Below are 16,659 nucleotides of genomic sequence, written 5' to 3'. Positions count from 1 at the left end.
GCGTCGGGCGGCCTCCCGCATGTGGCGTGCCCTTCGCCGCCGATACGCTACGGTTGCGGGGAGAGCATCCCTGTTCGGCCGTTCCCTGGGGCGCGCTTCGCGTTGGCGGGCGGTCATCGACATCGGATACCCTTGTTCGGCTGGCCGGTTCTCCCGGCATGCCCGCGCTCGCCGCCCAGGCCAAGGCACGGGCCTATCGACTGATCTAAGGAGCGATACCGTGGCTTCCGTCTGCGACGTATGCGGCAAGGGGCCGAGGTTCGGCAACAACATCTCGCACTCGCATCGCCGTACCCGCCGCCGCTGGAACCCCAACATTCAGACCGTGCGCGCCAAGATCGGGAGCACGCCGAAGCGCCTCAACGTCTGCACCTCGTGCATCAAGGCCGGCAAGGTCACCCGCTAGCCGCACCATCGCGAGGCTCACCGGCCCGGCGTCCGCATCGGCGTACGCCGGGTTCGTCGTGTCCGGAGGTCTTCCTACCGCGTCCGCGGTACCCGCATACCGCGATGGCCGTATTCCAGGCCCGGCCCGCCGCGGTTAGTGTGCCGGAATGAATAGGTTCGCGCTGGTCATCGCCATCGGTGTGGTCGTGTTCAGCACGTCCATGCTCGCCCAGGGCAACCAGCCCGACGCCCGGCCGATCGACCCGCTCGGCTGGGCGCTGCTGGCCGGGTGCGTGCTGGGCCTGCTGCCACGGCGTACGCACCCCGAGATCGCGCTGGCGATCACCGGCGGGGCCGCCGCGGTCCACTTCGCGCTCGGCTACCCCTACGCGTTCTGGCCCGCTCCCGCGCTCATCGCGGTGTTCACCCTGATCGCGGCCGACCGCAGGGCGGCGGGGTGGATCGGCGCGGGGGCCATGGTCGCGATCCCGGCGACGGCCGCCCTCGCCCAGCCGAGCGTGGACCACATGGTCGCGTTGCTGATCTGGGGGCTGATCGTGCTGGTCGCCGCCCAGCTCGCCGAGGTGTCCAGGGCCCGCAGGGCCTACACCGCCGAGGTCGAACGCCGGGCGGCCGAGGCCGAGCGCACCCGCGAGGAGGCCGCGCTGCGCAGGGCGCAGGAGGAGCGGCTGAAGGTCGCCAGGGAGCTGCACGACGTCACCTCGCACACGATCTCGCTGATCGCGCTGCACGCGGCCGTGGCGGCGGAGGCCGTGGAGCGCGCGGGCGGGCCCGGCGAGGCCCGTGACGCGCTCGCGGTCATCCGTACGGCGAGCCGCGAGGCGCTGACCGAGATGAAGGACATCCTTGGCGTCCTGCGCACCCCCGAATCACCCGAATCACCCGAATCCTCCGACGCCCTTGACGCCCGCCGCCCCGCGCCGGGCACAGAGCGGCTGGGCGATCTCATCACCACGGCGGGCGTCCCGGTGGAGATGGAGGTGACGGGCGTACGGCGTCCGCTGCCGCCCGCCGTGGACCTGACGGTCTACCGCGTCGTGCAGGAGGCGCTGACGAACACCATCCGGCACGCCGCCGCGAGCCGCGCCCGGGTGAGCCTGAGCTTCGAGTCCGATGGCCTGGTCGTCCGGATCGACGACGACGGCCGGGGGCGAGGCGGTCTGGAGACCGGCGGGCACGGGCTCGCCGGGATGGCCGAGCGGGTCGCGGCCGTCGGGGGGCGGCTCAGCGCGGGCGACGGCCCGGACGGCGGCTTCCAGGTGGTCGCCCGGCTCCCGCTCGCCCCGGCCGCCGCCCTGCCGGTCGGCGCCTCGTGATCACCGTGCTGCTCGCCGACGACCAGCCGCTGGTGCGGGCCGGTCTGCGGGCGCTGCTCGACTGCGAGGACGACCTGACGGTGATCGGCGAGGCCGCCGACGGCAGGGAGGCCGTGCGGATGGCCGCCGAGCTGCGTCCCGCCGTGGCCCTGATGGACATCCGCATGCCCGAGCTGGACGGCCTTGAGGCCACCCGCCGGCTGGCCGGGTCGGCCACCCGGGTGGTCGTGGTGACCACGTTCGACCTGGACGAGTACGTCTATGAGGCGCTTCGGGCGGGGGCCAGCGGCTTCCTGGTCAAGGACGCGGAACCGGCCGAGCTGCGGCACGCCGTACGCGTCGCGGCCAGGGGCGACGCGCTGCTGTCCCCCGGCGTCACGCGGCGGCTCATCGAGGAGTTCGCCGCGCGGCCGGACGCGTCGCCCAGCACGGCCAGGCTGGCCCCGCTGACCGACCGCGAGCGCGAGGTCCTGTCCCACGTCGCCGGGGGCCTGAACAACGGCCAGATCGCCGCGCGGCTGCACATGAGCCCGGCCACCGTGAAGACCCACGTCAACCGGATCATGGCCAAACTCGCCGCGCACGACCGCGCGCAGCTCGTCGTCATCGGCTACGAGACCGGCCTGGTGCGGCCGGGCTGGGCCTGACCGGCCCCGGTCACCTGAGCAGGCAGGTGATCCCGATGACCTCGCAGGAGCTGGGGGCCTTGGACCGGCCGAGCGCACGGTACTCGACGCTCACCTGGCCGCCCGCCGGGATCGCCCTGGGCAGGCGCAGCGTGAGAGTGCCGTCACTGTAGTCCCAGTCGGCGCCCTCCACCTTGGTGACCTTGCCGCTCACCGCGAGGTTCAAGGTGACGCCGGTCAGGTCCGTGGCGGAGCCGTTGGCGATCGACAGCTCGGCGGAGTAGCCGGCCAGCCTGCCGAAGAGGTCCACATCGATCTCGACGACGTTGTCGTCGCGGGAGTCGAGGCCGCCGCCGTCGGGCGGGCTGGTCGGCCCGGTCGTGGGCTGGGCGGGCGGCGGCGCGGGCCGCTTCTGGTCGTCCCTCACGGGCGGTTCTTCGTTCGGCGCGGGGGACTTGGTCGGCGGGTTGTCCCGCTTCGGGCTCTCCACCTCGTCCGGCGCTTCCTGAGTGCGGGTCTTCTTCGGCCGCGGCTCTTGGGTGGCGCGGGGCCGTTGGGTGAGACGCGGCGCGGCGGTCTGCGTCGGCTGGGCGGGGGCGCTCGTCTTGGGCTTCTTCACCGGCTCGTCGGTCTTCTCGGCGGTGGGCTCTGCCTCCTCTTCGGAGGCCTCCGCGGGCTCGCTGGGCGTGCCCGGCGTGGCGCTCGCACTCGGCGCGGTGACGAGCTTGGTCGCGGCCGGCGTCTCGGCCGAGCGGGTCATGAGCTGCACTCCGGCCACCGACCCGCCGAGCAGGGCCACCACGGCGGCCACGGAGAGCACCGCGACCCGGCCCCGCTTCCTGGGCTCGGCCGCCAGCTTCTCGCCGCCCCAGACGCCCTTGTAGGGCCCGGGAGAGGAATCGTCGTCGTCACCCTGCCACCCGGAACCGAGAAAGCCGGTCCGCGTGGTCTGATCGCCTTCCGTGTCGCCTTCTGGGCCCGCTGAACGGTGCGGGGAGTACACGAGCCGGTCGGGCGGCGGCGGGCGGCGCTCGTAGGAGGGCTCGCCGGGGTCGTCGGCGGGGAACGGCTCGGGCGCGGCCGGCTCGCCGTACTCCTCGCGCGGCACGTCATAGGCGGCGGTGTGCTCGACACCGGTCACATCCGGCCATTCGGCCGTCGCGGGAGCCGGCTCGGGGACCGGCGTCGCCATCGGGGAGGCGGGGGGCGGGGAGACCGCCGCGTGGGGCTCCTCCTCCTGTCGTGGGCCCGTGGCCCACTGCCCGGTCCGCGCTTCGGTGATCTCCGGCCACTCGTGGCGGCCGGGGGTTTCGCCCAACGCGTTGTCGCCGTCGGGGACCCGCCACTCGGCGGTCCATTCGGCGGCGTCGTCGTCCTCGGGGAGCCTGCGAGGAGACACGGGCTCGTAGGGACCGGTCGCCTCGGCCGGCGGGGTCAGGTCGTCCGACCTGCGCCTCCCCCGCCTGCGTTGCGGCTCGGATCCTTCTGTGCCGTGGCGGCCCATCACAGCCCTTCCTGTCGGGAACCATGGCCGCCCAACTTCATAACATCTTTACCACTTATTTGTCACAAAGTTCACAATAGTCACAACCCATGGTCACACAGCGAAGTGATCCCAACCGCCCCTGCCGTACTCACGTCCGTCCACCAGGACTCCACGGCCCTCGGTCACCGTCCCGATGACCTGCCATTGCCCGGAAAGCCCTATCCCGGCGGGGAAGGCGGCGGCCAGCGCGTGATCGTCACCGCCCGTGAGCACCCAGGTCAGCGGGTCGGCGCCCAGCTCCGCCGCGGCCTGCCGCAACTCCCGCGGAACGGCGAAGGCCGCGGAGTCCAGTTCGATGCGCACGCCGCTGCTCTCCGCCACGTGCCCGAGGTCCTGGAGCAGGCCGTCACTGACGTCGAGCATCGCGGTCGCCCCCAGCTCGGCCGCCCGCGGCCCCATCGCGTACGGCGGGCGCGGCCTGCGGTGCGCGTCCACCAGTGGCCCCGAGTCGCGCGCGCCCGCCGTCAGCAGGGCGAGCCCCGCCGCGGCGTGCCCGAGCCGCCCCGTCACGGCCACGACATCGGAGGGGCGGGCGCCCGCGCGGGTCACCGGCGCGCGGTCCCTTAGGTCGCCCAGCGCGGTCACCCCCAACATCACCGCCTCGGAACGCGCGATGTCACCGCCCACCACGCTGGCCCCGACCAGGGCGCATTCCTCCCGCAGGCCGTCGAACAACTCGTCCACCCACGCGACGGAGGTGTCCGGCGGAATGCCCAGGCCGACCAGCAGGGCGGTGGGCCGGGCGCCCATGGCGGCGATGTCGGCGAGATTCTGGGCCGCCGCCTTACGGCCGATGTCCTGTCCGCTGGACCAATCGCGGCGGAAGTGCCTACCCTCAAGTAACAGATCTGTCGACACCACGACCCGTCCGTCCGGGACGCTGACCAGCGCGGCATCGTCGCCCGGACCCAGAAGAACACCGTCGCCCTGTGGCAGCCGCCGGGCGATGCGAGTCACAAGACTGAATTCGCCGAAATCTCCGACTGTGATGACGCACCTCCTAACGCAACTCAGGGTACGGTGGCCCTTCGGCGCTGATCCAAACTGATCCAAGCCGATCCAAGCCGATCTATTCAGATCCAAGCTGATACAGGTGATTGACGCTGGTCCGACCAGCTCTGCCCGCCCGGGAGGACGTGATGGTGCAGGCGTACATCCTTATCCAGACCGAGGTCGGAAAGGCCGCGGAGGTGGCCGGCGAAATCTCCTCGATCATCGGAGTCACCCAGGCCGAAGACGTCACCGGCCCCTACGACGTGATCGTCCGGGCCGAGGCGAACAACGTGGACGAGCTGGGCAAGCTGGTGGTGGCCCAGATTCAGGCGGTCGAGGGCATCACGCGTACGCTTACGTGTCCGATCGTCCATATCTAGCGAACATCTAGCGAGAGCCGGGTTTGAGGAAAGCGACACTGATTCCGGCGGTGGTCATCGCGGCGGTGGCGGCGCTGGCGGGGTGCGGCGGAGCCGTGCGCGTCGAGCCGCCGGCCCCGCAGGGGGCGACCGCCGCGGCCTGCCGGCAACTACAGGGCCTGCTGCCGCGGTCGCTGGACGGGGCCGAGCGCGTGGAGTCCGAGCCGCCGTCGCCGTACGTGACGGTGTGGGGCGCGGGCGAGATCGCGCTGCGCTGCGGCGTGCCGCGCCCGGCACTGATGGCGCCCACCGACCGGCTTGCCGAGATCAACGGCGTCGGGTGGTTCCCCGACCCGAAGGCCCCGACCCTCTACACCGCCGTGACCGGCGGCGGATACGTCGAGATCACCATGTCGCGCGCGCACACCCCGGGGATCGTGCTCGGCCGGCTGGCCGCCCCGATCAAGCGGGCGCTGCCCGGCTGAGCCGCCCGGGGCTCAGCGCAGGCCGACGGACCGCCGTAGGGCGAGCTGGATGAGCCGGTCCACCAGACCGGGGTACGGCAGGCCGCTGGCCGCCCAGAGCTGCGGCGCGACCGACGTCGCGGTGAACCCCGGCATCGTGTTGATCTCGTTCAGCACGATGCCGCCGTCGGGCGTGTGGAAGAAGTCGACCCGCGCCAGCCCCTCGCAGCTCAGCGCCTCGAAGGCGCGCACCGCCATGGACTTCAGCCGCTCGGTGACCTCCGCCGGCACCCGCGCGGGCACGTCGAGGTCGATGTGGCCCTCGGTGTACTTGGCGGTGAAGTCGTAGAACTCGTGGTCGTCGCGGATCAGCACCTCGCCGGGCACGCCGGCCACCGGCGGCGCGTCGTCCAGCGACTCCAGCACCGCGCACTCGATCTCCCGGCCCTCGATCGCGGCCTCCACGAGCACCTTCGGGTCGTGCGCCCTGGCCAGCTCGATCGCCTCGGCCAGCTCGCCCGGCGCGGTGGCCCTGGAGATGCCCTGGCTGGACCCGGCCCGCGCGGGCTTGACGAAGACCGGCCAGCCGAGGCCCTGGACCTCCTTCAGCACCCGCTCGCGGTCCAGCCGCCAGTCGCGGTCGCGGACCACGGCGTACCTGCCGATCGGCAGCCCTGCGGCGGCCAGCACGGCCTTCATGTACTCCTTGTCCATGCCGACACTGCTGGCCAGGACCCCTGACCCGACGTAGCGCACGCCGGCCATCTCCAGCAGGCCCTGGATCGTGCCGTCCTCTCCGAACGGCCCGTGCAGCACCGGGAACACCACATCGACCGCGCCCAGCTCCTCGGGGATGCGCCCAGGCGAGAGCGCGACCAGCGACGCCTCTCCGGTGGGCAGCGCGAGGGCGGGGCCGGACTCATCGACGGTGGCCTCGATCGCGTACCGCTGCTCACCCGACGCGAGCACCCACCGCCCGTCCTGGGTGATGCCGACCGGCACGACGTCGTACTTGTCGCGATCGATCACCGAGAGCACGCTGCCCGCTCCGAGGAGTGACACCGCGTGCTCGGAGTTGCGCCCGCCGAAGACGACGGCGACGCGCGGCCGGCGCTCACGCTGCTCGTTCATGATGCCCGAATCTACCCTCCCAGCGGGGTTTCTCTCCGGGCCGACACGGGCCACATCTACCGGTATCTACGGGGTTCAGGGTGAACGAAGGGAATCGAGTGCCCTGGTCACGTCGGCGATCAGGTCTTCGGCGTCCTCCAGCCCGACGGAGAAGCGCACCGCGCCCACGTCGACCCCCGCTTCTTTCCCGGTCGGGCGGACCGTGGCGGCGACGTGCGCGGCCTTGGTGTGCGTGCCGCCGACCGCCGAACCGATCCCGGCCAGCCGGAGTCCGTCGGCGAGGGCGGCCCCCGCCTCGTAGCCGCCGGCGGGGGTGACCGTGACGCAGGCGCCGTACCGGGTGCCCTCCGGGCCGGAGTCGAACAGTTGCCTGGCGAGCAGGTTGCCCGGGTGGTCGGGCAGCCCGGGGTAGTCCACCCGGCGCACGGCGGGGTGCTTGGCGACCGAGGCGGCGAACACCATCGCGGTGGAGCACATGCGGCGCACCCGCAGCGGCAGGGTCTCCATGCCGCGCCGCAGCAGGAAGGCCTCGTCGGGGGACAGCGAGCAGCCGGTGTCGATGCGCACCTCGCGTAACCGCTGGATCAGGCCGGGCCGGCCGACGACCACGCCGCCGGTGGAGTCGTCGTGCCCGCCGAGGTATCTGGTGGCGGAGTGCAGGACGAGATCCGCGCCGTGTTCGAGCGGGCGGCACACGACGGGGGTGGCCAGCGTGGAGTCCACGACCAGGAGCGCCCCTGCGCCGCGCGCGATCCGGTAGAGGCCGCGCAGGTCGGCCACGGCCATGGTGGGGTCGGCCATGGTCTCGGCGTAGATGATCTTCGTGCCGGGGCGCACGGCGGCCCGGACGCGGGCGAGGTCGGCGTAGTCCACGAAGTCGGCGGTCACGCCGAACCGGCTCAGCACGTTGGTGAGCAGGGAGAACGTCCCGCCGTACACGGGGCTGGGGGCCAGTACGTGCGAGCCCGCGCGCAGGAACGTCAAGAACACGGCCTGGACGGCCGCCATGCCGGACGCGAACGCCTGGCCGGCCACGTCCTCCGGCGCGGCGGCGCCCTCCAGCGAGGCCACTGCGGCGGCGAAGGAGGACGTGGTGGGGTTGTCGATGCGGCCGAGGGCGTGGCCGGGGCCCTGGCCGCCGAGCACGTCGGCGTACTCCGCGGAGTTTCGGAAGTTCCACGACGCGGCCCGCCACACCGGCAGACCGAAGGTGGACTGACCGGGGGTCTCCGGCCGGGGCAGGTGGATCGAGCGGGTGTTCTCGCCGAGTCTGCGGCGCGCGCGTCGTGAGGCAGTCACACTAAGAACTCACACTCCGTACCGTTCGGGCTTGGGCGAGCGCGACATCAGCAGCGTCGCCGCCTCGCCGGGGTCCAGGCCGTCGTGCACGACACCGACGACCACCTCGGTGATCGGCATCTCCACGTCGTGCTTCCTCGCCAGCTCAAGGACGGACTCACAGGACTTCACACCTTCGGCGGTCTGCTTGGTGGCCGCGGTCACCTCGGCCAGGGTCATCCCGCGGCCCAGATTCTCGCCGAAAGTGCGGTTCCTGGACAATGGTGACGCACAGGTCGCGGCCAGGTCCCCCATTCCCGCCAAACCCGCGAAAGTATGCTGATCCGCCCCCAAAGCCGCACCAAGCCGGGAAATCTCCGCCAAACCCCTGGTCATCATCATCGCCCGCACGTTGTCGCCCATGCCCATGCCGGTGGCCACGCCCACGGCGAGCGCGATGACGTTCTTGACCGCCCCGCCCACCTCCACCCCGACCACGTCGGTGTTGGTGTAGGGCCGAAACCACGGCGGCGCGTGACACGCCTGCTGCAGTCTCTGCGCCACCGCCTCGTCGGTGCAGGCCACCACGGTCGCGGCGGGCTGCCGCCGGGCGATCTCCATGGCCAGGTTGGGCCCGGAGACGACCGCCACCCGTTCCTGCGGGACGCCCGCGACCTCCCTGATCACCTCGCTCATCCGCTTGGCCGTGCCCAGCTCGATGCCCTTCATCAGGCTCACCAGCACCGCGCCTGGCGCGATCAGCGGGGCCCACTCGGCGAGGTTCGCGCGCAACGACTGGGAGGGGACGGCGAGCACCACGAAGTCCGCGCCGTCCAGAGCCGCCGCCGGATCGGTGGTGGCGCGCAGCTCGCTCGGGAGCGGCACGCCCGGCAGGTAGTCGGGATTGCGATGCTCCCGGTCGATCGCCTCGACGATCTCGGCCCGCCGGCCCCACAGGGTCGTCCGGGTGCCGGCGGCGCACAGGATCATCGCGAACGTGGTGCCCCACGAACCGGTCCCGAATACGGCAGCTTTGCTCATTTCATCACCGTACGCCGTGATCAGCCGTCGGAGCGCTTCCCCGGTTCGCCCACAGGGGTGTTCCGGTCGAAGGGGACCGGCGGCGACTCCTCCCCCCGGATGTCGGCGAGCTGCGCCGTGATCGCCGCGATGATGTCGGCGGTGGCGTCCCGCAGCGCGTCGCCGTCCGTGGCCCGCCCGGCGTACCGGGACAGGTCCACCGGCGGGCCCGCCTTCAGGTGGAAGGTCTTGCGCGGGAAGATCCGCGGCCGCTTGCTCCCGTAGGGCAGCAGCTCCTGCGCCCCCCAGTGCGCGACCGGGATGACCGGCGCGCCGGTGGCCAGCGCCAGCCGGGCCACCCCGGTCTTGCCGCTCATCGGCCAAAGGTCGGGATCGCGCGTGCAGGTGCCCTCCGGGTAGAAGATCACGCTGGCACCGCCCTCGATCCCCCGCTCGGCGGCGCTCAGCGAGCGCGCGGCCTCGGAGCTGCCCCGGTAGACCGGGATCGTGCGCAGCCAAGCGATGATCTTGCCGAGCACCGGGACCGAGAACAGCCCGGACTTGGCCAGGTACACCGGCCAGCGGCCGTGCTCGTACAGGAAGTGGCCGAGCAGCATCGGGTCGGTCCAGGACAGGTGGTTGGCCGCGATGATCACTCCGCCGGTCCGCGGCATGTTCTCGCCACCCCGCCAGTCGCGCTTGGTCAGCAGCAGCATGGGCGGCTTCAGCAACACCACGGCCACCGATTCCCAAAAGCGCGAAGGTCGGTCCCTGCGGCTCATCGGCTCCTCCTGTCGACGGCGCTGCTGCGCCGCAAGTCTCCCGGTTGCCCGCGTCGGGTGTCGAGGCGCGATGCTTAAGGGTATGCGCGCATCGCAAAGTTCCGCCTGGTCCCTCGTGGTGCCGGTGAAGACGCTGGTGGCCGCCAAGACCCGGCTGACCAGGGCGGCCGGACCCCACCGCGCGGCGCTCGCCGTCGCGATCGCCTGCGACACGGTCTCGGCGGCACTGCGCTGCCCGCGCGTGGCGCGGGTCGTCGTGGTCACCGGTGACCCGCAGGCCGCGGAGGCGCTGGCCGAGGTGGGCGGACATGTGGTGGACGATCCGCAGGCGGGCCTCAACGCGGCGCTGCGCTTCGGGGCGGCGGAAGCCGTACGTCTGGCGCCCGGTGACGCGGTCGGAGCGCTCCAGGCCGACCTGCCCGCCCTGCGGCCCGCCGAACTCGACGTCGCGCTCGCCGCCGCGGCCGACTTCGACATGGCGTTCGTCCCCGACGCGGCCGGGATCGGGACCACCTTCTACGGCACCATGCCGGGCGTGCCGTTCACCCCGGGCTTCGGCGGCGAGTCACGCGCCAGGCACCTTGGGCGCGGCGCCAAGGAACTCGACCGGGACGACATCCCCTCGGTACGGCGGGACGTCGACACCCCCGCCGACCTCGCCGAGGCGGTCACCCTGGGCGTCGGCCCGCGCACCGCGGAGGTGGCCAGGCTCATCCTGGGCGACCCCGGCGGAACGGCCTAGGCTGAGGGCGTGCAGGCGACGGTACGTACATACGACCAGCAGACCCGCTCCGGGACGGTCTTCCTCGACGACGGCAGCGTGCTGACCTTCGGCACCAGGGCCTTCGACGCGGGGCCGCTGCGGCTGCTGCGCTCCGGGCAGCGGGTCAACATCAAGGTGGCCGACGGCGAGATCACCGTGATCACGCTGTCCACCTTCCCGCTGCCCGAGTGACGTGGATCGCCGGAAAGGCGCGAGCGCCCGAGGCGTGGATCGCCCCGAGCGCCCGGACAGGTGAAGCGCTTACTTCCGTTTCGCCGACTTCTTGCCCCCGGCGTTGACCTGCTCCTTGAAGTCCGCCCCCGGACGGAATCGCGGCGCCCAGCTCTCGGCCACCTTGATCGGCGCACCGGTCGAAGGGTTGCGCGCCGTACGAGCCGGCTTGTGCACCATCTCGAAGGCGCCGAACCCGGTGATCGAGACCTTGTCCCCGCCCGCGACCGCTTTCTGAATAGCGTCCAGGACGGCATTCACCGCCTCGTTGGCGGTCTTCTTGTCGCCGACCCGATCCGCGATGGCGTCGACGAGTTCCCGCTTGTTCATTTAGGTTGCTCCCCCTGTAACGGCACGGGGTTCCAGCACACCAGGCAACGGTTCACCAAACCCCTTCCCGCTTGAAATTAGGGGAAGGTGGCCCAGGACTCAATCACCGAGGGGCATGTTGCGCCTACTCGGCGTGTCGGAGCCCTGCTCCGGCAGGGTCTCCGGGTCCTTGCCTGATTCGAGCGCGGCAAGATCGTCGAGGAAGACGGAAAGGCGGGCGGCGGCGCTGCCGAGGTCCCGCTTGGCGGCGTCGCAGATGGCCACCAGGCGCCGGGCCAGCCGCTCCCGCCGGTCCGCCGCCCCGGAAAGGGCCCGCACCCGCCGATGCGCCTCCCGCAACCCACTCGCGAGATCAGTGCTCATGGCGCTCGCTTCGCTCGCGCGGGGCCCGGGCGCCTTCAAGGTCGCGTCCTCCCCTCCTCGCTCCCTCGTTCGTTCCTCACTCGATCGCTCGTCGGTCCGGACACGACCGCGCCCGGGCCCGTGCGTGGTCACGGTGAGCGCATCCCAGGACAAACCGCCCCACTCGCAACGCTACGCGCCGCGGCTCGGGCGCTGATAACCGGCGCGCTTCCCTCGTCGCTCATCCGCTCGTCCCTCGCTCCTTCACTCCTCAGTCCAGGGCACCGGCGCACCCTCGCGGGCTCCTTCGCCCTCAGTCCAGGGCACCGGCGCGCCGTCGCGGGTCCGGGTGGGAGGCGGGGGCTTTCAGGCGGTCGTCGGCAGCCATCGCTGCCGACCATTCTCGTACTCCGTGATGGCGTCGGCCGCGCGCAGGGTCAGGCCGATGTCGTCCAGGCCCTCCAGGAGCCGCCAGCGGGTGTAGTCGTCGATCTCGAAGGCGGCCTTCTCGCTCCCCCACCTGACCTCACGTTCGCGCAGGTCAACGGTCAGTTCGAGGGACGGGTCGGCCTCCACGGCGGCCTGGATCGCCTCGACGGTGTCGCCGGGCAGGACCACCGGGAGCAGGCCCATCTTGGTGGAGTTGGAGCGGAAGATGTCGCCGAACCTGGCGGAGATCACGGCGCGGAAGCCGTACTGCTGAAGCGCCCACACTGCGTGCTCGCGCGAAGATCCCGTACCGAAGTCGGGGCCGGACACCAGGATCGAGGCCCCCTGGTAGGCCGGGTCGTTGAGCACGAAGGAGGGGTCCTCGCGCCACGCGGAGAACAGGCCCTTCTCAAAGCCGGTGCGGCTGACCTGCTTCAGCCAGACGGCGGGGATGATCTGGTCGGTGTCGACGTTGCTGCGGCGCAGCGGCACCGCGCGGCCGGTGTGGGTGGTGAATGCGTCCATGGTCGGTCGGTTCCTTAGGTGCTGGGCCGGGGTCGTCAGAGGTCGGCGGGGGCGGTCAGGCGGCCGGTCACGGCCGTGGCGGCGGCCACGGCGGGCGACACCAGGTGCGTACGGCCGCCCTTGCCCTGCCTGCCCTCGAAGTTGCGGTTGGAGGTGGAGGCGCTGCGCTCACCCGGGGACAGAGTGTCCGGGTTCATCCCGAGGCACATGGAACACCCCGCCTCGCGCCACTCCGCGCCCGCGGCCTTGAACACCTCGTGCAGGCCCTCCTCCTCGGCGGCCCTCTTGACCTGCATGGAGCCCGGGACGATCAGCGTGCGGGTGACCACCCGCCGGCCGCGCAAGATGTCGGCCGCCGCCCGAAGGTCCTCGATCCTGCCGTTGGTGCAGGAGCCCACGAAGACGGTGTCCACCGCGATCTCCCGCAGCGGGGTGCCCGCCTTGAGGTCCATGTACTCGAGCGCGCGCTCGGCCGCCGAACGGGCGATCGGGTCGTCGAACGACTCCGGAGCCGGTACCGCCGCGTCCAGCGGCGCGCCCTGCCCCGGGTTGGTGCCCCACGTCACGAACGGCGTGAGCGTGCTCGCGTCGATCTGGACGACCTTGTCGAAGACGGCGTCGTCGTCGGTGCGCAGCGACCGCCAGTACTCGACCGCGGTGTCCCACGCGGCCCCCGAAGGAGCGTGCGCGCGGCCCTTGAGGTAGGCGAAGGTGGTCTCGTCCGGCGCGATCATGCCGGCCCGCGCGCCCGCCTCGATGGACATGTTGCAGATCGTCATCCGCCCCTCCATGGAGAGCTTGCGGATGGCCTCACCACGGTATTCCACGATGTGACCCTGGCCGCCGCCGGTGCCGATCTCGGCGATGATGGCCAGGATCAGGTCCTTGGCGGTCACGCCGACCGGCAGTTCGCCGCTGACCTCGATGGCCATGGTCTTGGGCCGGTAGGACGGCAGCGTCTGGGTGGCCAGCACGTGCTCGACCTCGGAGGTGCCGATGCCGAAGGCGATGCCGCCGAACGCGCCGTGCGTGGAAGTGTGCGAGTCGCCGCACACGATCGTCATGCCCGGCTGGGTCAGCCCGAACTGCGGCCCGATGATGTGGACCACGCCCTGACCGGCGTCGCCCATCGGGTGCAGCCTGACGCCGAACTCCGCGCAGTTCTTGCGCAGCGTCTCGACCTGGGTGCGGGAGACGGGGTCGCTGATCGGCCCGAGGACGGTCGGCACGTTGTGGTCCTCGGTGGCGATGGTCAGCTCTGGCCGACGCACCTTGCGCCCGGCCATGCGAAGGCCGTCGAACGCCTGCGGGCTGGTCACCTCGTGGATGAGGTGCAGGTCGATGTAGAGCAGGTCCGGCTCTCCCTCGGCACGACGCACGACGTGCTGCTCCCAGACCTTCTCGGCCAGTGTGCGGCCCATTGGCTCGCCTCCCACTTTTCTGACTTGCTTTCTCATATCGCGAGACTGCAGTATCGGCTTATGGACAACTCTAGCGGAGTCGGCGTACTGGACAAGGCGGTTCTCGTGCTAAATGCCCTGGAAGCGGGGCCGGCCTCGCTGGCGCAGCTCGTGCAGGCCACCGGGCTCGCCCGGCCCACCGCCCACCGGCTCGCCGTCGCCCTGGAGCACCACCGCATCGTCGCCCGCGACACGCAGGGGCGTTTCGTGCTCGGCCCGCGGCTTTCCGAGTTGTCCACCGCCGCCGGCGAGGACCGGCTGCTGGCCGTGGCCTCCCCCGTGCTCACGCAATTGCGCGACCTCACCGGGGAGAGCGCCCAACTGTACCGGCGGCAGGGCGATGAGCGGGTCTGCGTCGCCGCGGCCGAGCGGGCCAGCGGGCTGCGCGACACGGTACCGGTCGGCACCGCGCTGCCGATGACCGCCGGGTCGGCCGCGCAGGTGCTGCTGGCCTGGGAGGAGCCCGACCGCCTGCACCGCGGGCTGCGCGGCGCGAAGTTCACCGCCGCGACCTTGGCGAGCGTGCGCAGGCGCGGCTGGGCGCACAGCGTCGGCGAACGCGAGCAGGGCGTCGCCAGCGTGTCGGCCGCGGTGCGCGGGGCCGGCGGCAAGGTGATCGCCGCGGTGTCGGTGTCCGGCCCGATCGAACGGCTGACCCGTACTCCCGGCCGCCTGCACGCCGCCCCCGTCGTCACCGCGGCCGAGCGGATCACCGAGGCCATGCGCCGGGCCAACTGAGCCCGAGGCGCCCCTTCCCCTCCCGCATGTCGCAAGCAATACGCAATTCCCGGCATCGACCAACGGATATGGGGAGGCGAGCGCCCTTCCGGCCGACTAGCCTGGGCGAGTGACAGATCGCATCGAGGCAGCCGCCGCGGAGCTGCGTCCCCTGCTCCAAGAGTTCATCCTGTGGGCGCCTGAGCATGCGCCCGACAGCGATCCCGACCTGGTGGGGCCCGCGGTGCTCTGGCACCGGCTGGCGGCGTCCCCCCATGTCGGCAGGTGGAGGCGCACCGACCTTCGCACCGTGCTGCTCGACCGCATGCCTCAGGTCATCGAGGATCCGCAGGAGGCCGCCGAGGGGATGATCCCCGCCGTCCGGGCCTACCTCACGTTCCTGTCCGAGACCGGCAAGCTTGCGGACGGCTCCGACAAGCTCGACGCGCTCCTCGACGAGCTCGACGATCTGGAGGACGACTTCCTGGAGGCGATGGACGACGTCGACTACGACGGCGACGATGACGACGAGGCCGAGAGCCTGGGTGACTTCGAGCCGTTCGCCGACGTGATCGGCGCGCTGCCCACCATCCGGCTGCGCCCCGACGTCGAGCTGGCCGCCGCCGCGCGCCAGGTGCCGCTGCTCACGACGACTCGCGACCTCGCGATCTGGGTCGGGCCGTCACGCAAGATCGGCGACGAGAACCTGCTCGACGACGCGGAGATCCATGAGGCGCTGCAGGCCGTCGGCCTGCCGGAGCCGCCGCCCGCCACCGACGGCGACATCTCGCTGGCCCAGCGCGTCCCGGCCCTGTGGAACATCTGGAACCTCGCGGTCGATCTGGAGTTCCTGCTGCCGCAGGGCGACGACACGGTCGGGGTCGACGACGACACGGCCGCCTGGCCGTTCGACGACGACGAGGACGTGCTCGACGTCTGGCTGCTGGGCCTGCAGTCGGTCGACTACGGCGATCCCGAGCTCGATGACGAGGAGCTGACGCTCACGCTCTCCGGGCTCACCAGGGCCGCGCTCGTCCGCCTGCTGGCCGCCCGGGGCTCGCGCGATCTGGGCGAGCTGCGCACCGAGCTGGAGGAGGCGGTGGGCGACCTCGACGACCTGGGCGCCGACGCCTGGTCCGCCGCCACCGAGCAGTACGGCGACCCGCTGGCTTCGGTGGTCGACTGGCTGCGCGGCTACGGCATGATCACCGTGGAGGGCGACGAGATCCGCCTCACGCCGCTCGGCTTCGAGGGCGTGATCCACCTGGTCGACGACGCCGACATCGAGGTGGACGCCCGCCCCTCGATCGACGCCATGACCGCCCTGGACCTGCTGTCCTTCAGCGCCGAGCTGCCGGAGGAGGAGGCCGACGCCGAGTTCGCCGCCTGGATGGCGCTGCGCGAGCCCGGCCAGGCGGCCAGGGAGCTGCTGCGGGCCGCGGCGGAAGACGACGCCGACGCGCTGGTCCGCGTCCAGGCGGCGAGCATGGTGGGGTCGCTCGGCGACGACGCGGTGAGGGCCTGGCAGGAGGCCCTGAAGATCTCCTCGCTGCGGCCGTACGCCGCCACCCACCTCACCCAGCTCGGCGTGGACGACGCGCCCGAGCCCACCCAGGCCGACACCCACTGGCTGATCCTCGACATGTGGACGATCTCGGCCGGCCTCGGCCGCCAGGAGTTCGTGAGCAGCCTGCACGACATCGGCCCGGCCGCCGACCTGTCCAACCTGCTCGACGTGATCTGGAAGGTCCGGCACCCGCACCTGGAAGAGCTCCTCGAAGCCATCGGCCAGGCCCACCCCGACCGCCAGGTCGGCAAGGCCGCCAAACGCGCCCTCTTCAAGGCCCGCTCCTCCGCCAACTGACCCACTCCGCCAGGACCCGAATCCTCCACCCCCCAACTTCTCGGGCCCCGGCCAGACTCAGCACGATCTACAGCC

General features: G+C 71.9%; 19 protein-coding genes. 9 read left to right on the top strand and 10 right to left on the bottom strand.

Going from position 1 to position 16,659, the window contains the following annotated elements; translation table 11 throughout:
- The first annotated feature begins 220 nt into the window (after positions 1–220).
- The 3 genes from rpmB (at position 221) to C1I98_RS05695 (ending at position 2,371) form a co-directional block, all read left to right on the top strand.
- Entirely contained in the window at positions 221–406 is a 186-nt protein-coding gene (gene rpmB / locus C1I98_RS05705; RefSeq protein ID WP_111166017.1) for a 50S ribosomal protein L28, read from the top strand.
- A gap of 148 nt (positions 407–554) precedes the next feature.
- The gene (locus C1I98_RS05700) at positions 555–1,724 is read left to right on the top strand and encodes a sensor histidine kinase (RefSeq protein WP_111166016.1); all 1,170 of its coding nucleotides are present in this window, start codon (positions 555–557) and stop codon (positions 1,722–1,724) included.
- Positions 1,721–2,371: a response regulator gene (locus C1I98_RS05695; protein ID WP_111166015.1), complete on the top strand. Its 651-nt coding sequence runs from the start codon at positions 1,721–1,723 to the stop codon at positions 2,369–2,371. Before C1I98_RS05700 ends, C1I98_RS05695 begins: the two co-directional genes overlap by 4 nt.
- A gap of 10 nt (positions 2,372–2,381) precedes the next feature.
- Here the strand turns inward: C1I98_RS05695 and C1I98_RS05690 are convergent, their stop codons facing one another.
- Together C1I98_RS05690 and C1I98_RS05685 are read right to left on the bottom strand one after the other, a co-directional pair.
- Positions 2,382–3,854 (bottom strand): hypothetical protein, encoded by a 1,473-nt coding sequence (locus C1I98_RS05690; protein WP_146607300.1) that lies wholly within the window; start codon positions 3,852–3,854, stop codon positions 2,382–2,384.
- A gap of 93 nt (positions 3,855–3,947) precedes the next feature.
- A complete protein-coding gene (locus C1I98_RS05685) occupies positions 3,948–4,886 on the bottom strand; it encodes a thiamine-phosphate kinase (protein WP_111166037.1) in 939 nt (312 codons plus the stop codon).
- 149 nt (positions 4,887–5,035) lie between these two features.
- Between C1I98_RS05685 and C1I98_RS05680 the strand changes: the two genes are divergently transcribed.
- Together C1I98_RS05680 and C1I98_RS05675 are read left to right on the top strand one after the other, a co-directional pair.
- Complete coding sequence (locus tag C1I98_RS05680) at positions 5,036–5,269, top strand: Lrp/AsnC ligand binding domain-containing protein (protein ID WP_111166013.1); 234 nt, start codon at positions 5,036–5,038, stop codon at positions 5,267–5,269.
- A gap of 23 nt (positions 5,270–5,292) precedes the next feature.
- Positions 5,293–5,733, top strand: coding sequence for a DUF3515 domain-containing protein (locus C1I98_RS05675; protein ID WP_233507204.1), 441 nt, complete (start codon positions 5,293–5,295; stop codon positions 5,731–5,733).
- 12 nt (positions 5,734–5,745) lie between these two features.
- Here C1I98_RS05675 and C1I98_RS05670 read toward each other — a convergent pair whose 3' ends face one another.
- The 4 genes from C1I98_RS05670 to C1I98_RS05655 form a co-directional block, all read right to left on the bottom strand.
- Positions 5,746–6,843 (bottom strand): D-alanine--D-alanine ligase family protein, encoded by a 1,098-nt coding sequence (locus C1I98_RS05670; protein WP_111166012.1) that lies wholly within the window; start codon positions 6,841–6,843, stop codon positions 5,746–5,748.
- A 75-nt stretch (positions 6,844–6,918) separates the two neighbouring features.
- Positions 6,919–8,142 (bottom strand): trans-sulfuration enzyme family protein, encoded by a 1,224-nt coding sequence (locus C1I98_RS05665; protein ID WP_111166011.1) that lies wholly within the window; start codon positions 8,140–8,142, stop codon positions 6,919–6,921.
- Between the two features lie 9 nt (positions 8,143–8,151).
- Positions 8,152–9,162 carry an NAD(P)H-dependent glycerol-3-phosphate dehydrogenase gene (locus tag C1I98_RS05660; RefSeq protein ID WP_111166010.1) on the bottom strand — a complete coding sequence of 337 codons (1,011 nt, stop codon included), beginning with the start codon at positions 9,160–9,162 and terminating at the stop codon, positions 8,152–8,154.
- 20 nt (positions 9,163–9,182) lie between these two features.
- Positions 9,183–9,923, bottom strand: a complete 741-nt coding sequence (locus C1I98_RS05655; RefSeq protein ID WP_111166009.1) for a lysophospholipid acyltransferase family protein — start codon at positions 9,921–9,923, stop codon at positions 9,183–9,185.
- 82 nt (positions 9,924–10,005) lie between these two features.
- Between C1I98_RS05655 and cofC the strand changes: the two genes are divergently transcribed.
- Both cofC and C1I98_RS05645 read left to right on the top strand, forming a co-directional pair.
- On the top strand, positions 10,006–10,665 hold the full coding sequence (gene cofC / locus C1I98_RS05650; protein ID WP_233507203.1) for a 2-phospho-L-lactate guanylyltransferase: 660 nt from the start codon (positions 10,006–10,008) through the stop codon (positions 10,663–10,665).
- Between the two features lie 9 nt (positions 10,666–10,674).
- Positions 10,675–10,878: a hypothetical protein gene (locus C1I98_RS05645; RefSeq protein WP_111166007.1), complete on the top strand. Its 204-nt coding sequence runs from the start codon at positions 10,675–10,677 to the stop codon at positions 10,876–10,878.
- A 69-nt stretch (positions 10,879–10,947) separates the two neighbouring features.
- Here the strand turns inward: C1I98_RS05645 and C1I98_RS05640 are convergent, their stop codons facing one another.
- From C1I98_RS05640 to leuC, 4 genes are all read right to left on the bottom strand, one after another.
- The gene (locus C1I98_RS05640; protein ID WP_111166006.1) at positions 10,948–11,247 is read right to left on the bottom strand and encodes an HU family DNA-binding protein; all 300 of its coding nucleotides are present in this window, start codon (positions 11,245–11,247) and stop codon (positions 10,948–10,950) included.
- Between the two features lie 99 nt (positions 11,248–11,346).
- On the bottom strand, positions 11,347–11,610 hold the full coding sequence (locus C1I98_RS05635; RefSeq protein ID WP_111166005.1) for an SCO5555 family protein: 264 nt from the start codon (positions 11,608–11,610) through the stop codon (positions 11,347–11,349).
- A 345-nt stretch (positions 11,611–11,955) separates the two neighbouring features.
- Positions 11,956–12,543 carry a 3-isopropylmalate dehydratase small subunit gene (gene leuD, locus C1I98_RS05630; RefSeq protein ID WP_111166004.1) on the bottom strand — a complete coding sequence of 196 codons (588 nt, stop codon included), beginning with the start codon at positions 12,541–12,543 and terminating at the stop codon, positions 11,956–11,958.
- 35 nt (positions 12,544–12,578) lie between these two features.
- Complete coding sequence (gene leuC, locus C1I98_RS05625; protein WP_111166003.1) at positions 12,579–13,964, bottom strand: 3-isopropylmalate dehydratase large subunit; 1,386 nt, start codon at positions 13,962–13,964, stop codon at positions 12,579–12,581.
- A gap of 60 nt (positions 13,965–14,024) precedes the next feature.
- On the opposite strand from leuC, the gene C1I98_RS05620 reads away from it, so the two are divergent.
- Positions 14,025–14,741 (top strand): IclR family transcriptional regulator, encoded by a 717-nt coding sequence (locus tag C1I98_RS05620; protein ID WP_111166002.1) that lies wholly within the window; start codon positions 14,025–14,027, stop codon positions 14,739–14,741.
- A 109-nt stretch (positions 14,742–14,850) separates the two neighbouring features.
- A complete protein-coding gene (locus C1I98_RS05615; protein ID WP_111166001.1) occupies positions 14,851–16,584 on the top strand; it encodes a hypothetical protein in 1,734 nt (577 codons plus the stop codon).
- Positions 16,585–16,659 lie beyond the last annotated feature (75 nt).

The organism is Spongiactinospora gelatinilytica, assembly GCF_003236385.1.
Lineage (GTDB): Bacteria > Actinomycetota > Actinomycetes > Streptosporangiales > Streptosporangiaceae > Spongiactinospora > Spongiactinospora gelatinilytica.
Note: the sequence above shows the minus strand (reverse complement) of the source record. Positions and strands in the feature narration are given on the sequence as shown.

What these genes read in the sequence shown, in the direction of transcription:
- C1I98_RS05690 (WP_146607300.1), bottom strand. Translation starts at nt 3,854, where the DNA reads ATGGGCCGCCACGGCACAGAAGGATCCGAGCCGCAACGCAGGCGGGGG.
- leuC (WP_111166003.1), bottom strand. Translation starts at nt 13,964, where the DNA reads ATGGGCCGCACACTGGCCGAGAAGGTCTGGGAGCAGCACGTCGTGCGT.
- C1I98_RS05660 (WP_111166010.1), bottom strand. Translation starts at nt 9,162, where the DNA reads ATGAGCAAAGCTGCCGTATTCGGGACCGGTTCGTGGGGCACCACGTTC.
- C1I98_RS05655 (WP_111166009.1), bottom strand. Translation starts at nt 9,923, where the DNA reads ATGAGCCGCAGGGACCGACCTTCGCGCTTTTGGGAATCGGTGGCCGTG.
- C1I98_RS05680 (WP_111166013.1), top strand. Translation starts at nt 5,036, where the DNA reads ATGGTGCAGGCGTACATCCTTATCCAGACCGAGGTCGGAAAGGCCGCG.
- C1I98_RS05700 (WP_111166016.1), top strand. Translation starts at nt 555, where the DNA reads ATGAATAGGTTCGCGCTGGTCATCGCCATCGGTGTGGTCGTGTTCAGC.
- C1I98_RS05635 (WP_111166005.1), bottom strand. Translation starts at nt 11,610, where the DNA reads ATGAGCACTGATCTCGCGAGTGGGTTGCGGGAGGCGCATCGGCGGGTG.
- C1I98_RS05670 (WP_111166012.1), bottom strand. Translation starts at nt 6,843, where the DNA reads ATGAACGAGCAGCGTGAGCGCCGGCCGCGCGTCGCCGTCGTCTTCGGC.
- cofC (WP_233507203.1), top strand. Translation starts at nt 10,006, where the DNA reads ATGCGCGCATCGCAAAGTTCCGCCTGGTCCCTCGTGGTGCCGGTGAAG.
- C1I98_RS05620 (WP_111166002.1), top strand. Translation starts at nt 14,025, where the DNA reads ATGGACAACTCTAGCGGAGTCGGCGTACTGGACAAGGCGGTTCTCGTG.
- leuD (WP_111166004.1), bottom strand. Translation starts at nt 12,543, where the DNA reads ATGGACGCATTCACCACCCACACCGGCCGCGCGGTGCCGCTGCGCCGC.
- C1I98_RS05640 (WP_111166006.1), bottom strand. Translation starts at nt 11,247, where the DNA reads ATGAACAAGCGGGAACTCGTCGACGCCATCGCGGATCGGGTCGGCGAC.